Origin of the sequence: Lysinibacillus sp. A4, from assembly GCF_024919535.1 — a bacterium.
GTDB classification, from domain to species: Bacteria; Bacillota; Bacilli; order Bacillales_A; family Planococcaceae; genus Lysinibacillus; species Lysinibacillus capsici.
Genome location: NZ_JANWTB010000003.1, coordinates 532633 through 549561, shown reverse-complemented (window position 1 = coordinate 549561; position 16929 = coordinate 532633). Strand labels below are relative to the sequence as shown.

Here is a 16929-nt window from a genome sequence, read left to right as displayed (position 1 = left end):
TTGCAATTTCCTATTCCTTACATCAACTAATTGTTGGAATAGTAAGTTTTTTTAAGAACTCTGTTTATTTTAAATCACGAATACCATTAATTAGTTCTTCTGTGATAACATCAGTAAACTCTTCATAGACTGGTTCCAGTTGTTTTTTGATGGCTTCTTTTTCAGCATCTGATAGCTCAATGACCTCAATACCAGAGTTTTTAATGTTTTCGAATGATTTTCCGTTTTCTTCCGCAGCTAAATCCCAAGCTAACGTTGTTGCCTCATTCAATGATTCTTCAACTGCTGTCAATAGCTCTGAAGGTATTTTTTCCCAGAATGTTTTGTTTACAAAGATGGCATAGTCTAGACGACCATGTTCAGATACGGAGAAGTATTTTTGAACTTCTTGATATTTTTGAGTATCAAAGTTATTAAATGTGTTTTCTTGTCCATCTACTGTTCCTTGTTGTAGGGCAGCGTATGTTTCACCAAATGCAATTGTCGCAGAACCAGCATTCAAAGCTTTAAACTGCGATTCTAAAACTTTACCTGCTTGTGCTCTGAATTTTAGTCCTTTAAAATCGTCCACTGTCACAAGTGGGTGTTTGTTATTGGAAAAGTGTTTAAAGCCATTTTCCCAGAAAACGAGACCTTTAATATCGTTAGCTGCTAGTTGGTCAGATTCTAGAATCAGCTTTGCAACATCTGAATTAAAGAACTTACGAGCATGCTCTTGATTTTCAAAAAGGTAAGGCATATCAACATATTGCCAACGAGGATCGATTTTTACCATTTTCGTTACAGAAGGAGCAATCATATGCACATTTCCTGATACTAAGGCATCTAATTCATCATTATCTCCATATAGTTGTGAGGATGGATAAACCTCAACTTTCACTTTACCTTCTGTTTTTTCATCCACTAGTTTTGCAAATGCCTCAGCTGCTTTACCTTTAACACTATCAATTGAAGTTACATGAGAGAATTTAATAACAAGAGGTTTTTCTTTGGTGTAGCCACCATCTCCCTCAGCTGCTGGAGCAGAAGCTGCTTCTTTTTTTTCGCCACCACAAGCCGCAAGTACGACTAAAAGCAAAGCCATGAATGACATGAAAAGCCATTTTTTCATTCTATATCCCCCTAAAATTTATATTTATAGTTAAAAGGGCAACCTTTTAAACCTTAGTTAATGAAATTGATTTTTAGGAAGTGCCTCAATATATTTAAAACCATAATTTTCTGCATAATAGTCGTATACAGGTTTAAAGGCGTTCTCCCAATCCTCTATTTCTTCCTCCGTTAAATAATGAATTTGTATACATTGACATGCTTCCATTTCCTGAAGTCTTTCCGTACTTAAATTCTCTGCTTGTTGCCACTCCCATTTTTGTACTTCCTCAAGAGTATCAATCAAAAGCTCCTGTACATTTTTAGGGAGGGAATTCCAAAATTCATTATTCATTAATAACAAATAGCCTAGATAACCATGATTACTAATAGTTAAGTAATCTTGAAGTGAATGTAGATTTTTGCTTGTAATATTAGTGAGCGTATTTTCTTGCCCATCAACATTGCCTTTTTGTAGTTGATGGAAGACCGTATTAAAATCAATTCGTCTAGGATAGGCACCGGCAATGGAAAATTGCTCAGCTAAAATATCACTTGGCATTATTCTCATGCGTAAGCCTTGTAGATCAGTTAAGTTTTGGATGGGACGAATACTATTACTTAACTGTTTAAAGCCACTATCCCATACGCCCATCGAGATTAGATTGTGTTTATTTAATCTCTTCATTAATGATTGTCCAACTTCGCTTTCAACATATGTATGAACTTCTTTTGCATTTTTAAATGCATAAGGTAAATCCATGACAGACCATTCGGGTACAAACGTAGTTATTTTTGAAATGGCAGGGGCAATCATCTGAATATCTCCTCTTAAAAGAGCATTCATCTCCTCGCCATCCTTGTACAGTACGCCATTCGGGAAAACTTGAATTTCTACATGACCATTACTTCGTTCCTTAATAAGCTCTGCAAATTTAATTGCTGCCATTCCTTTAGGTGTGTTTTCACCTACAACATGTGAAAAGCGAATGACAATTTGTTCTTCATGACTTAATTGCTCATTGTCAGTTGGATAGGTCTGCTGTTGACAACCTATGAGGATGGTTAAAAAACATAAGTTTAAGAAAAGTACTTTTATAGGACTACGCCACATGTCTATTCACTCCTAACTGTATAAGATGTGAACGCTTTCTATTGTATTTTATACGAATAAATATTCAATATTATGGTTTTAATGAACATTTTGGTATTTATGGTATATAACAATTAGTTATATTGATAAATTGTTATAATACAAGATAATTGCTAGAGAAAAAAGAATCTGCTTACTTTTCTTTTATTAATGTGCATAGTAAAGCATCATAAAGCTATGCATAATAAGAAAAATAGCAGATTCTATATGAGTTTTTATTTTAATAACTATTTATGCTCAATTATTTTATGGAATAATATTTCGTTGGTCGTCCAACTGTTCCATATTGTAGTTCAATGCTAACAGTTCCTTTAGTTGCTAAAAAATCTAAATATTTCCGAACTGTAACCCTTGCCATTCCAACATTTTGGGCCAGCTGCTCGGAGGTTATAGCTACTCGATATGTTGTTAAATAATCTAATATTTGTTTCATCGTTAAATTGTTTAAGCCTTTAGGTAATTCATTTGACTCTTGTTGTATACCTAGCCAACTATCAATATCCTCTTGATTTAAGGCTGTGCAATTAGTAAACAATTTAGAGCTATTTTTATATTGCTGTAAAGCTTTTTCAAAACGTTCGAAGCGAAAGGGCTTAATGAGATAATCGCTTGCACCAAATCGTAAAGCCTCTTGAACAGTCGGTGCATCTCGCGCAGCAGTTATCAGAATAATATCTGAAGGAATTCTTTCTGAACGGAGTTTTAAAAATAAATCCATACCGGTCATATCTGGTAAAAACATGTCTAGTAAAATTAAATCTGGTTTTTTTACTTTAATTTTTTCGTAAGCATCACGACCAGTGATAGATTCGCCTACAAGCTGAAAACCAACCATTTTATTTAAAAAACCTTTATTTATTTCAAGCACCATTGGATCATCTTCTACAATAAAAACTGAAAGTTTACTCATTGTTCTTCTATCACCCCTACCTCAATAGTAATATTTGTACCAATATTGAACGTTGATTCAACTTGTATATTTCCGTTATTAGATTCTACAATTTGTTTAACAAGTGCAAGGCCAATACCATGTCCTTCCTTTTGTTTGGTAGTAAAACCATATTCGAAAATTCGTTTCGGTAAACCTATTATCCCCATGCCACTATCCTGTACTTCTATATATAGATAATGCTTATCGCCAATTAACGTTAATCGTACATCTTTATACGTACACTCAAAGCATGCTTCCATCGCGTTATCAAGCAAATTCCCAATTATAGTTACCAAATCACCACTAGAAAAACCGCTCATAATATCGTCTAGTTTTGAATCATCATCAATGGTCAGTTCCACGCCGAGTTCTTTTGCTCGCGAGTACTTCCCAAGTAGTAAACCTTGAATCGAGTAATCAAGTATTTTATCATGTAAAATTTGTATAATTTCCTCTTCATCCGTAATTTCATCAATAATAAGACTCAGAGCTTCATCATTACGGTCTAGTTGAATTAATCCTGCAATACTATGTAAACGGTTCATATATTCATGCTGTTGAGCTCGTAAGGAATCCACAAGCATTTTAATCCCTGTTAATTCTTCAGCTAACATATTTGCCTCTTTACGATCCGTTAACATTATAAGGTATCCGGCATTTTGATCTAAAATTCGAATAGGGAAGGTGCGTACTAAATACATCTGGTCATGTATAAGTAAAGGTCTATATATTTCATGCTGCTGTAAAATGTCTTCCGCAAGCCATGTCCCATTAAATAATTCTTTGCGAGAAATTCTCTGTTCAAAGAAATGAGTATATTGCCTTGCGAGGCGGTTAATAAATGATACATTACCGCTTTCGTCGGTTGCTAATATACCAATATCCATTGCCTGTATAATGCCAGATCGCTCTTCCACTAAGCGAGCGATTTCGTATGGCTCTAAATTAAATGTTTGACGCTTTAGGTGATTAGCTACCCAGACTGAACCACCTAATCCAATAGCTAGTCCCCAAAAAAGAGAAATCAATATATCAAATTGATATTCATCTAGTAGGTTGTACCATTTTGGGGTAAGTAACCCAACTGTAATAACACCAACTTGTTGTGTACCTTCTTCATTCATGATAGGAACGAATGCACGGATGGAATAGCCAAGCACTCCCTGAGCTTTTGATATGTATTCATGCTGTGAAAAAGCTTCTATTTCGTCTCCACCCTCAAAAACTGTGCCGAGTTTGCTCTCAGAAGGGTGAGAATAGCGGATTTTCTTCATATCAATAATCACGATATAATCAACATCAGTTGTTAAACGAATTCTCTCTGCAATGGGTTGAATAACTTCAAATCCATTCGGCTTCCCAACATTATTTTGTACCTCTGTCAGTTGTGAAACGGTTCTCGCGATAGCAATGGCTCGTGCTCCAAATTCTTTCTCAAATGCACCCGAAAGGTTATGGATCATGATAGCACCACTTGTTGCTATAGAAAAAAGGACAATAATAAATGAAAAAATAAACATTTTTAGACGTAAAGATATATTTTTCATAGACATATAAAAGAGCGATAGCTATTAGCTTTCTTTTATACATTCATCACCCCTATTCTACAAAATAAGCATGTTTACCTTAAAACATACTAAAAATTCTTAGTTTATACTAAATTACCATAAATAACATAGCTGTTGTAATACAAGATTTGTTGAAGAGCATTTTTATTATTGTGTAGTATAACAAAACGAATGATAAATATGATTTATCTTGTTGTAGTGGCGTATATATGCCAGAAAATTGCACTCTAATATATATATTTGAATAATAAAAAATAGTTCACTTTCAATAAATAATTTGAAATATACATTGATTGTATTGTTGATTTTTTGAATAAGATAAAAAATATGGAAATAAAAGACGGGAATCAGCTTTTCATTCATACATATAAAAGTGAAAATCTTGTAGAAAATAGTTCCGAATTTCTCTTCTGTTCTTAAAAATTCTAGCGTAAATAAACTAAAGAAAACGTTCTTTCTGTAGATAAATAATAGAATTAATATTCTAATTAAGATTTTATTCATAAACAGTATGTGAATATATACACAAAATTAATTATTCAAGAATAATTAATATATAACGATAAAGTAGAGTAGAAAAATAATAAAATCTAGTATATGTAGATTTTTTAGTTTGTAAAACTTTATTTTTCTTAGAGGCTGTAAGGTTTGTTTGATTTTAATTTTTAAGAAAAGAATAAAAAACTTTTTGGAGAAATAATATTTTTTAGAAAAACATCTTGCATTTGAATAATTCTAAGTGGTAAATTGTTTTACATGGACGTTCATAGAATTTTCACAGGTAGCAAAAGAGGGGAGAAATGAGAATTTATGAATAAAAATAGATGGTTAATTGCATTATCTGCAATCGCTATTCACCTTTCAATCGGTGGAGCCTATGCATACAGTGTATACAAGCTACCGATTGTCACAGAAATGGGATGGAGTGAAACAAAGGTAACGATTGCCTTTACCATTATGATGGGATTAGCTGGTTTCTCAGCTGCATTATTTGGTAGTTTAGTAGAAAAAATGGGACCACGTAAATCGGCGATGGTAGCAGCTGTCTTATTTGGAGCAGGACAAGCTGGTGCTGGTGTAGCCATTTCAATGGATTCTGTTGTCATGTATTGGTTAACATATGGTGTTCTTAGTGGATTAGGAATGGGGATTGGCTATATTGCACCTGTATCAACACTTGTAAAATGGTTCCCAGACCGTCGTGGTCTAGCAACAGGTATGGCCGTACTTGGTTTTGGATCGGGTGCACTTATTACAGCACCAGTCGCAGCCAACTTAATGGAGGCAGTTGGCATTTCTACAACATACTTTATTCTAGGGGCAAGTTACTTCACGTTAATGATTTTAGGGGCTTCATATATAGCACCACCTAAGCCAGGTTATATGCCTGCTAATATGAAAGCAGCTGCCAATAATGGTAAGGACGTAGTGAAGAAAGATTTAGCTGTTATGTCAGCACGAGAAGCTGTTAAAACAAAGCACTTCTGGATGCTTTGGTCCATGCACTTAGTTAATGTAACAGCAGGGATTATGATGATTTCTGTTGCTTCACCAATGGCACAGGAAATTGTCGGTCTATCAGTAGCAGGTGCTGCCGCAATGGTAGGAATTATGGGGTTATTTAATGGTGGTGGTCGTTTAATCTGGGCCGCTGTGTCTGATTATATCGGTCGTTCTAACGTTTTCGTTATTTTCTTTACTGCACAGCTAATCACATTTATCGTTTTACCACATACAACTAACGTAATTATTTTCCAAGCACTTATCTTCTTAGTTGTTAGTTGCTATGGTGGTGGGTTCTCAAATCTACCTGCATTTGCAAGTGATTTATTTGGCACAAAGCAACTTGGTGTGATTCATGGCTATTTATTAACAACATGGTCATTGGGTGGAGTTTTTGGACCATTGTTAGTAAGTGCAATCAAAAATGCGTATGGAAGCTATATTCCTGTATTCTATGTATTCGCAGGTTTAATCGCAGCTTCATTGATTATTTCCTTAACGTTACGTGCAGATGTACGTAAGCAAACAGCTTTAAAAGCAGCACAAAATGTTGGAGATGTATCTGCTACACAATAATATGAACTTTCAATTTACTATATAGGTGTCATTTCGTGGATGGCACTTATATAGTTATTTTTTCGAAGTGCTTGTTATATAACAAGCGTATTTTCTTTGTTTAATGTATAACAGCACATGTCTGATGTCAATAACATTACTGGAAATAAAGTGATTTCGTTATTAAAAGAGATATTTTGTAACGAAATGTACAGTGAGGAACAATCCATTAAAAATTGAATCTTTTCTCAAAGATCAACGTATATAAAGTAATTAGGGAGGGATCAATCATGGGGAAATTTTCTTTAGATGAATTTGTTCATAAAACACAGCAGGACGATAATGAGAATGATTATTTTGAATTGGAAACTGAACGTGTATTAGAGGTTAATCTAAACGGTGAAGTGTGGTCAAAAATGGGCGCTATGATTTCCTACACAGGTGATATTAAATTTGAACGTGAGCGTGTGTTAGAGCATGGTCTTGGCAAAATGTTTAAAAAGGCTTTAACGGGTGAAGGTACGCAATTGATGAAAGCTAGCGGAAAGGGCAGACTCTATTTAGCGGACCAAGGGAAGAAAGTAACTGTTTTTGATTTGAAAAACGACAGTATTTGTGTCAATGGCAATGATTTACTTGCCTTTGAGCCTAGCATCGAATGGGATATACGTTTGATGCGTAAAATGGCTGGCATCATGTCAGGTGGCTTATTTAATGTAACCCTTCAAGGAACAGGGAAGGTTGCGATTACAACTCATTTTGAGCCACTGACATTATTAGTGAAACCAGGTGAAACTGTATATACAGATCCACATGCTACTGTCGCATGGTCAGGCAACTTAACACCTGAATTTAAAACAGATATTAGCTTCCGTACATTTATCGGCCGAGGCAGTGGAGAATCCATCCAAATGGCGTTTTCTGGTGAGGGCTTTGTTATTATCCAACCATTTGAAGAAGTTTATATGTCTAGTGAAAGCTAAAAAAGCGTGTCCGTTGTTCCACGGACACGCTTTTTCTCCTATTATAATGCCGCATGCATTCCTGCAATACGTCCCGTTACGAGGGCTGAAGTGATGTTATAGCCGCCTGTATAGCCATGAATATCAAGAATTTCTCCACAAAAGAACAGTCCTTCTTTTTTCTTTGAGGCCATTGTTTTTGGCTCGATTTCTTTTACAGAGACACCGCCACCTGTTACAAACGCCTTATCAAGTGACTGTGTGCCACTCACTGTTAACGTGAAGTTTACTAGTAAACGTGCTAGCTGACGAATTTTCTCTTGGGATAATTCAACGCCCGTCAATTGAACATCAATATGTGCTCGCTCACATAAGAACAAGAGCCATCGTTCAGGTGCTATGCCTTTCCAAACATTTTTCACAGCCTTTTTCGGATCTTCTTTTATTAATTTATTTAAATATTGTAGACATGTTTCTTCATTATAATGTACCAGTGTTTGAATACGCATTGTCACGGGCTCATAGCCTGTTTTCATTAATTCTTTCACAACGAATTGACTACAACGCAAAATAGCAGGACCACTTAAACCAAAATGGGTAAAGAGCATATCCATTTGATGGGTGACGAGTATCTTGCCTTTTTTATTTAGCACGGAGACAGCAACATCACGCAATGCTAGTCCTTGTAGCTCACGTGCTTGAATAAAATCTTCTTTTGAAATAACAGGAACTTCTGTTGGGAATAAGGTAGTGATTGTATGACCCGCACGTTCAGCCCAAGGATAGCCATCACCTGTTGAGCCTGTTTGTGGAACCGCCTTGCCCCCAACGGCTACAACGACTGCTTGACTACGGACTTCGGTGCCATCAGCAAGACGTACACCCAAAATTTTATCTTCATCCATTAGAAGCTTACTGACAGCTGTGTGTAAACGAACTTCAATATGAAGACGTTGTAGCTGTCTAATCAGCGCATCAACGACATCTTGTGCGCGATTGGATACAGGGAACATTCTACCGTGGTCCTCTTCCTTTAGGGCGACACCAAGCCCTTCAAAAAATGCAATTATATCTTCATTATTATAAACGGTAAATGGACTATAGAGAAAACGGCCATTACCGGGTATATGCTTCACAATTTCTTCAACAGGCAAACGATTTGTAACATTACAGCGTCCTCCGCCAGAAATGGCCAATTTCTTGCCTAGTTTTGTGCCTTTTTCTAACAATAACACCTTCTTTTTGCGCTCTCCAGCAGCAATCGCCGCCATTAAACCAGATGGGCCACCACCAATCACGATTACATCATACATAGTTAGAAACTCACTTTCTGTTCAAATTAGGAATCTTTCCTATTATACATGAAGTCTATATAGAGAGGGACTTTCTTTGACATTGAAAATAATAGAAAAGTGTTTTATAATTCTTTATCTCTTCTTTTGGGATGAAGAGCTTATACAGTAGAATGAAACACAATATTCTTTGTTATACAATTGGATGAATGAAAGTTTTCCTTTATTAGCATTGTCAGCATGAAATGAATGTCTTTTCGTGCTATTATGGTAAAGGTTATGCACTAAATTATGAGGTGAAAAATAGAATGTGCGGATTTATAGGTTATATTAATGGAACAAATGTGATTGATCATCATCAGACGATAGAAAATATGATGAATACAATTATTCACCGTGGACCAGATAGCGGTGGTATTCATAGTGACGATAAAGTAACGTTAGGTTTCCGTCGATTAAGTATTATTGACTTATCAGACGTAGCAAATCAACCATTATATAGTGCAGATGGTAATATTGTGCTTGTATTTAATGGAGAAATTTTTAACTTCCAAGAGCTGCGTGCAGATCTTATTGAAAAAGGTCATACGTTTAAAACGCAGTCGGATAGTGAAGTCATTATTTATGGCTATGTAGAATATGGCGTAGATTTTGTGAAGAAACTGCGTGGGATGTTCGCCTTCTGTATTTGGGATAAAAAGAATGATTTACAATTCATTGCGCGCGATGGCTTTGGGATCAAACCATTGTATTATTCTGAGCATACAACAGACGGTACGTTTATCTTTGGCTCTGAGATTAAATCGTTTTTACCACACCCATCATTTATTAAAGAGTTAAATAAACAGGCACTTCGCCCATATTTAACATTCCAGTATTCATCTATGGATGAAACATTCTTTAAAGGTGTCTTTAAATTACCACCAGCACACTATATGCTGATTCAAAATGGACAAAAGCAAATCGTGCAATATTGGGATAAAAAATTCCATGCAAAAGAAGCACCAATCGAAAAATATATTGAAGAAATTCGTTCAACTGTTAAAGAATCTGTAGAGGCCCATCAAATCAGTGATGTAAAAGTAGGTTCATTCTTATCGGGTGGTATTGACTCTAGTTATATTACGTCTTTATTACGCCCAGATAAATCCTTCTCAGTCGGGTTTGCGGACTATGAAGATATGTTCAATGAGACAAATCTTGCAAAAGATTTATCAGATACGTTGAATATTCAAAATGAACGTAGATACATTACCGCAGATGAGTGCTTTGAAGCGCTACCTAAAATTCAATGGCATATGGATGAACCACAATCCAATCCATCCTCAGTGCCACTTTACTTCCTTTCGGAGCTTGCTTCAAAAGATGTAACGGTTGTCCTATCAGGTGAAGGTGCTGATGAAATTTTTGGTGGGTATGCTTGGTATCAAAACTCTGGAAGAATGCAAAAATATGAAAAATTACCATTAGGTCTTCGTAAAACATTACGTGGAATGGCAGAAGCCCTACCGAAAAATCAATACACGAATTTCCTTATCAAAGGTGCTCAAACAGTAGAAGAGCGCTTTATTGGGGAAGCGGTAGTTTGGGATGAAGTGGATGCTATTAATGTTTTAAAGCCAGCTTATAAAAATGCGCCATCTGTAAAATCGATTACAAAACGTATTTATGATGAAGTACCTGGCGATGATGATGTGACAAAAATGCAGTATCTAGATCTAAATCTTTGGATGCCTGGTGATATTTTATTAAAGGCAGATAAAATGAGTATGGCACACTCAATTGAATTACGTGTACCATTTTTAGATAAAGAAGTAATGGAGTTAGCGAAAAATATTCCATCACGATACCGTGTGAATGATATCGATACAAAATATGTTCTACGTCAAGCTGCGCATCAGGAATTGCCAGAAGAATGGGCAAAGCGTCCGAAGCTTGGATTCCCAGTGCCAATTCGTCACTGGTTACGTGAAGAAAAGTATTACAGTATGGTAAAAGAAATGTTTACAACTGACTTTGCAAATGAATTTTTTGATACAAAACAATTAGTTGGCTATCTAGATGAGCACTACGAAGGGAAAGCAAATCGCGGTCGTTATATTTGGACAGTTTATGTATTCCTAGTATGGTACAAAAAGTTCTTTGTGGACATGGTATAAGAAATACCTAATCGGTGGGGATGTTCAATTCCTCACCGATTATTTTAAGGCCTTTTTTCATCAAGTTTCTTTATGAATGAACTTTTTGGTGTTTTTATGCGTCTCATTTCCTATAAATATGTTAAGATTACAGTTGGTTTACTTTATTGCTTTTAGAGTGACAGCGCTTGCATATCGTTTGTTTTAAAACGAAAAAGTTTTATAAGTATGCTTTGAAGTGTTACGATAATAATATTGATTTTACAATGAATGGATGGGTATGATGTCCAATTTAATGAAAGGTACTGCGATATTAACAATGGGGATGTTTTTATCGAAGGTACTCGGATTAATTTATATTTTTCCGTTTTATGCAATTGTTGGCGAGAAGAACATTGCGCTTTACCAATATGCATATATTCCCTATTCAATTATGCTGGCAATCGCCATTTCAGGTGCGCCAATAGCCGTCTCTAAATTTGTATCCAAATATAACGCAATGGGAGATTATCAATCGGGTCGCAAGCTGATGAAATCTGGCATTCTTATTATGATGATGACTGGCTTTGCAGCATTTATTGCCCTCTTTCTACTTGCTACGCCAATTGCAGGGCTAGTTATTAAGAGTGAGGAACAGGTCTTTACAGTTGAACAAATTGCTTCAGTAATACGATGGGTTAGTTTTGCCTTAATCGTAGTGCCATTTATGAGTCTATGGCGGGGCTTCTTCCAAGGCTACGACAAAATGGAGCCTACTGCCGTTTCACAATTGGTGGAACAAATTGTGCGAATTGTTGTGTTACTTGGTGGATCTTTCCTAGTGGTGATTGTGTTTAAAGGAAAACCAGAGACAGCCATCTCCTTTGCTGTGTTTGCTGCATTTATCGGAGCAATCGGTGGATTAGGTGTTCTTTATTACTACTGGAAAAAATATCAGCCTGAATTTAATCTACTACGTAGCCAAAGTGTGACTTCCACACAGCTACCAATGTCCAATATTTATAAAGAAGTGATTACCTATTCCATCCCAATGGTGTTTGTAGGGGTGGCGAATCCATTGTTCCAATTAGTCGACATGCTTACGTTTAATGGAGCAATGACGTCCATTGGTTTAGCAGAAGTAACAGATACTTATTTATCAATGATTAACTTTATGACACATAAAGTTGTTATCATCCCTGTTATGCTAGCGACTGGATTTTCGATGGCGCTTGTACCAACAATTACAAAGTATTTTACACAGGGGGAGTATTTAGCGCTCCGCCATGCAATGGATAAGACCTATCAAATTTTAATCTTTATTACATTGCCAGCTGTGGTTGGTATTTCTTTATTAGCCAATGAAATTTATTTTATGCTTTATTCAGAAAGCGAAATGGGGGCAACCATTTTAGCGCATTATGCACCTGTCGCGATTTTATTCGCGTTATTTCAAGTCACAGCAGCCTTACTTCAAGGAATTGATTTTCAAAAGTGGATTGTTTTCAGCTTATTATCTGGAATTTTCGTAAAGCTAGCATTAAATATTCCTTTAATTCGCTGGTTAGAGGCTGATGGTGCTATAGTAGCTACAGCTATTGGCTACAGTGTTTCGATTATCATTAATATGCTTGTTTTACGAAAAACGTTGAATTATCGATCAGAAATGGTTGTGCGTCGTGTCATGCTAATTGCTTTATTGACAATGGCGATGGCCATTAGCGTGCTGATTGTGCATAAATTATTGGAATTACTAATGGGACCAGTTGATAGTAAATTCTCAGCATTACTATTCTCAATTATTTGTGCGGGTGTTGGTGCGGCTGTTTATGGCTTTTTATCATTACGCCTAGGTTTAGCCCAAAAGCTATTAGGTGAACGATTAACCCGTATTATGAGTAAACTGGGATTGAAATAGGAGTGGAACGATGCGTTTAGATAAATTACTAGCAAATATGGGGTACGGCTCTCGTAAGGAAGTGAAGCAGCTATTAAAGCAAAAAGCTGTCACAGTAGACGGTGATTATGTCAAGGATGCAGCTTTACACGTAGACCCAGAAAAGCAAATTGTATCAGTGTTTGGAGAGCGCGTTGTTTATACAGAATTTGTTTATTTTATAATGAATAAACCGCCTGGTGTTATTTCTGCCACTGAAGATTTAAGAGATGAAACAGTCATTGATTTATTAGAGCCATTACACCAGCATTTTCAACCGTTTCCTGTTGGTCGATTAGATAAAGACACAGAAGGGTTGCTCTTATTAACAAACGATGGTCAATTAGCTCATAATTTATTGTCTCCCAAAAAGCATGTGCCAAAAGTTTATTACGCACAGATTGAAGGCGTTGTGACAGAAGAAGATGCCGAGAAATTTGCAAATGGTGTTGAGCTAGATGATGGCTATGTTACAAAACCTGGAAAGCTTGTGATCTTAAAGTCTGCACAGCAATCTGAAATAGAGCTAACGATTCAAGAAGGCAAGTTTCATCAGGTAAAGCGAATGTTTGAGGCTGTAGGAAAACGTGTAACATATTTAAAGCGTATTTCCATGGGAAGCCTGAAATTAGATGAAAATCTAGCGTTAGGTGAATATCGTGAGCTCACTGCTGAAGAGCTAAACGGTCTACAAAACAATCATTAAACATATTATTCCTCGATGCCTCACATAGCATCGGGGATTTTTATATACAGTAATATGACTGTAACTGTATAATATGAAATGAGTTATTGTGATATAGTCATAGAATGTATCATATTTTGAAATATTCCCCAAAAGACGATGGTATAAAATAAGTAGAGGACAATTAAATGAAGAACCTGCGTATTAAATTATTACTATCTCTAATAGCATTTGCAGTCATACTTGTTGCTGTTATTTCATATGTGAACCGGCAAATACTGGTAACAGAGATAGAGAAACAAGTGAGCATGAATAAAATATTAATTGAAAATCATATTTTGACAGATATGCAAACTGTTGATAACGCCCATTTTTATTTTGATAATAATATGTCAGACAAAATGGAACAGGAGCTTAGACAGTTAAAAAACTATTACCATGAAAACCCTAATGTAGCTACTTGGGATTTGCAGCAAATGAAAAAGAAGCATGGTATGGATATTTACATAGTGGATCAATCCAATACAGTGGTTTACACGACTTTTGCCAAAGATATTGGCTTGGATTTCTCGCTTTGCTGTCAACGTTTTTCTACTTTATTGGATGAAAGGCGCGCTAGCGGCGAATTTTTTACAGATGGAATTGATATTTCAACATCAACAGGCGAATATCGAAAATTTGGCTATCTAGCAACACATGATAAGAAATATTTGTTTGAGTTAGGTATAGACCTACTAAATGATCCTGTCTTCCAAACCTTTAATTTTGAGAAAACTGCACAGTACTTAATTGGTAAGTATATTGATTTAGTGGATGTGCAAGCCATTAATGCAGGTGGCGTTTTCTTTAATGATTCGAGATCAAAGAAAATCACTGTACAGGAGCAATCTAAGAAATTTCAAGAATACTTCGAGCTAGCAAAGAAAACAATGGAGCCAGTTGAGTATGAAAAGGCATTAGACAATGGTTATATAGAAACACATCGTTTTCTGCCCTATGAAGCAGAGACAGTCAGAGGGGAGTCATCCAAAAGAATTGTCTATGTGAAATTTATCAATTTCACTAAAATGGAAGCTCTCCAAAAAAATACGAAACAATTTTGGATTCTACTGTTTATCGCCCTACTAACATCCTTTATTATGCTGTTAGTTATTAATAAAATTTTATCTAAAACAATACACCTAGCTACCTTCGATCCGTTAACTGGTGTCTATAACCGTGCTACATATATTAGGAAAATTGATAATTTATTAAGAAAAAGAAAATTGAATGTGCCAGGTTTATTGTTAATTGATTTAGATAACTTTAAACAAGTAAACGATCAATTTGGTCATGTAGAAGGAGATCATATCCTCATTCAAACAGCAAAGATTTTAAAGCATGTTGTGAAACAAAGTGGCTTTGTCGTACGCTTCGGTGGGGATGAATTTGCCATTGTTTTATACGATACAACAGAGGAACAGATGCAACACATGGCAGAGGCCATTTTGACTCAAATAAGGTCAGTTAGATATGATGGCCAAGCTAGCGAGAAATGGTCTGTGTTGTCTGTGAGTATGGGCGGAGCCATTTATAACCATGCTGAGGATACAGAAATGAGCTTATTTGAACGGGCCGATAAAGCGCTTTATCAATCCAAAAATGCTGGTAAGGATCAATATTCTAGTTTTGCAGAGGTCGCTGCTGACGAGGGTTATAATAGTTAAAAAACGCCCCATTCTATCGATAGCATAATTAGCTATTTTGATAGCAATGGGGCGTTTATTAATGAGCAGCTATTTTTGTTCTATAAAAGATACAACTACATAAAACAAGAACAGCGATGACTGGAAACATAGCGTTCATATAATGCGTCAAGAGCCAACCGCCTATTATTGGGCCAATAAAGCCACCTAAATTTTTAAATTGTGCAGCACCTAAATAGGTTGCCTTTTGAGTATCTGGCGCAATTTCATCAATCATGACATTCATTGTAGGGAAGGCAAAGATTTCACCTATGGTAAAAATAATCATGGCAATGATATAGAGTGTATAATTATTGGAGAATCCAAACATACATAATCCAATAGCAAAGAACAGTACACCTACTAATAATGTTGCTGTAGATGAAAAACGCTCTGATACTATACTAATAGGTAATTGTAGTAATAACACCACTGCTGCATTAAGAGAGATTAATAACGAATAAAGTTTTGCGCCTTCATCAATCTTTAATTCGATAATTTGTGGTAGCGTTGAGTCAAATTGCGAGTAACCAATATTGATTAAAATGGCTCCCAATATGAAGCTAAGTAGCACACGATTTGTCAAAAGAATTGTGAATGTACTGAGTATTTTTGTTTGTGTAACCGCTTTGGGTTGCTGCATTTGATAGCGATTTAAGACAAAAAATAAAAAGACTGCGTAAATAATATACATCATCCCTGTCAGCATAAAAGGGATACTGGGACTGGAGAGCTGTGAGATATACACGCCAATAATAGGACCAATAACCGCCGCAATATTAATGGCCGTATAACGTAAGGAAAATAGTCTTTTTCGCTTATCGGCAGGTGTAAAGTCAATCATCAATGCCTGTGTGGAAGGTTCAAAAAATGATCGACAAAGACCATTCAAAGCATTGAATAGAATAAAAAGCCAAACAGCATGAACCGTTGCGAAGCCAAAGAACACAAGACTCCAAACGATAATTGTTAATAGAATAACGCTTTTTCTACCAAAGCGATCTGTTAAATAACCCCCGAAAAATCCACCTACTGTGGAAATGAGCGGCGCGATGCCAATTGTCAATCCAATTTGTAAGGGAGAGGCTTGAATTTCATTATGTAAATAAATTGCTAAAAAAGGCATTGCCATAAAGCTTGCAATACGTGTAAAAATTGTTCCACCTAAAATAATCCAAACTAATGGATGAAACAACTTTGACAAAGTCATATAAAATCCTCCTCTCAACATTTAGAATGTTTCGAGTTTAACGGATTGTTAAGCAACTGTAAATAGTTAAAATAATCTTGAAAGAGCACAGAGCAGATAATGGCGCGCAAATTTATGTTGCTATGCTAAGATGTGAGGCTCAGATTGAAGGGTAAAGGAGCAATGTAAATAATCGTTTTATATAGATGAATGGAAGTAAGATAA

General features: G+C 35.9%; 12 protein-coding genes. 6 read left to right on the top strand and 6 right to left on the bottom strand.

What is annotated here, in order from left to right:
- Positions 1-64 precede the first annotated feature (64 nt).
- The 4 genes from NY607_RS08090 to NY607_RS08075 form a co-directional block, all read right to left on the bottom strand.
- Positions 65-1111 (bottom strand): DctP family TRAP transporter solute-binding subunit, encoded by a 1047-nt coding sequence (locus NY607_RS08090; RefSeq protein WP_131521289.1) that lies wholly within the window; start codon positions 1109-1111, stop codon positions 65-67.
- A 57-nt stretch (positions 1112-1168) separates the two neighbouring features.
- Complete coding sequence (locus tag NY607_RS08085; RefSeq protein ID WP_131521290.1) at positions 1169-2203, bottom strand: DctP family TRAP transporter solute-binding subunit; 1035 nt, start codon at positions 2201-2203, stop codon at positions 1169-1171.
- A gap of 280 nt (positions 2204-2483) precedes the next feature.
- Complete coding sequence (locus tag NY607_RS08080) at positions 2484-3152, bottom strand: response regulator (protein ID WP_131521291.1); 669 nt, start codon at positions 3150-3152, stop codon at positions 2484-2486.
- Entirely contained in the window at positions 3149-4636 is a 1488-nt protein-coding gene (locus tag NY607_RS08075; RefSeq protein WP_131521292.1) for an ATP-binding protein, read from the bottom strand. Before NY607_RS08075 ends, NY607_RS08080 begins: the two co-directional genes overlap by 4 nt.
- 915 nt (positions 4637-5551) lie before the next feature.
- On the opposite strand from NY607_RS08075, the gene NY607_RS08070 reads away from it, so the two are divergent.
- Together NY607_RS08070 and NY607_RS08065 are read left to right on the top strand one after the other, a co-directional pair.
- A complete protein-coding gene (locus NY607_RS08070; RefSeq protein WP_004226054.1) occupies positions 5552-6820 on the top strand; it encodes an L-lactate MFS transporter in 1269 nt (422 codons plus the stop codon).
- Between the two features lie 269 nt (positions 6821-7089).
- Positions 7090-7782, top strand: a complete 693-nt coding sequence (locus NY607_RS08065) for an AIM24 family protein (protein WP_036118779.1) — start codon at positions 7090-7092, stop codon at positions 7780-7782.
- 41 nt (positions 7783-7823) lie between these two features.
- Here the strand turns inward: NY607_RS08065 and NY607_RS08060 are convergent, their stop codons facing one another.
- Positions 7824-9074 carry a BaiN/RdsA family NAD(P)/FAD-dependent oxidoreductase gene (locus NY607_RS08060; RefSeq protein ID WP_259419430.1) on the bottom strand — a complete coding sequence of 417 codons (1251 nt, stop codon included), beginning with the start codon at positions 9072-9074 and terminating at the stop codon, positions 7824-7826.
- 287 nt (positions 9075-9361) lie between these two features.
- Between NY607_RS08060 and asnB the strand changes: the two genes are divergently transcribed.
- The 4 genes from asnB to NY607_RS08040 all read left to right on the top strand — a co-directional run bounded on the left by asnB (position 9362) and on the right by NY607_RS08040 (position 15497).
- Positions 9362-11212, top strand: coding sequence for an asparagine synthase (glutamine-hydrolyzing) (gene asnB / locus NY607_RS08055; protein ID WP_131521294.1), 1851 nt, complete (start codon positions 9362-9364; stop codon positions 11210-11212).
- Between the two features lie 262 nt (positions 11213-11474).
- On the top strand, positions 11475-13088 hold the full coding sequence (locus NY607_RS08050; RefSeq protein WP_081011001.1) for a putative polysaccharide biosynthesis protein: 1614 nt from the start codon (positions 11475-11477) through the stop codon (positions 13086-13088).
- 10 nt (positions 13089-13098) lie between these two features.
- Positions 13099-13812: a pseudouridine synthase gene (locus NY607_RS08045; protein ID WP_048393477.1), complete on the top strand. Its 714-nt coding sequence runs from the start codon at positions 13099-13101 to the stop codon at positions 13810-13812.
- Between the two features lie 167 nt (positions 13813-13979).
- A complete protein-coding gene (locus NY607_RS08040; protein ID WP_237898492.1) occupies positions 13980-15497 on the top strand; it encodes a GGDEF domain-containing protein in 1518 nt (505 codons plus the stop codon).
- A gap of 58 nt (positions 15498-15555) precedes the next feature.
- Here the strand turns inward: NY607_RS08040 and NY607_RS08035 are convergent, their stop codons facing one another.
- A complete protein-coding gene (locus NY607_RS08035; RefSeq protein ID WP_004226066.1) occupies positions 15556-16725 on the bottom strand; it encodes an MDR family MFS transporter in 1170 nt (389 codons plus the stop codon).
- Positions 16726-16929: the final 204 nt, after the last annotated feature.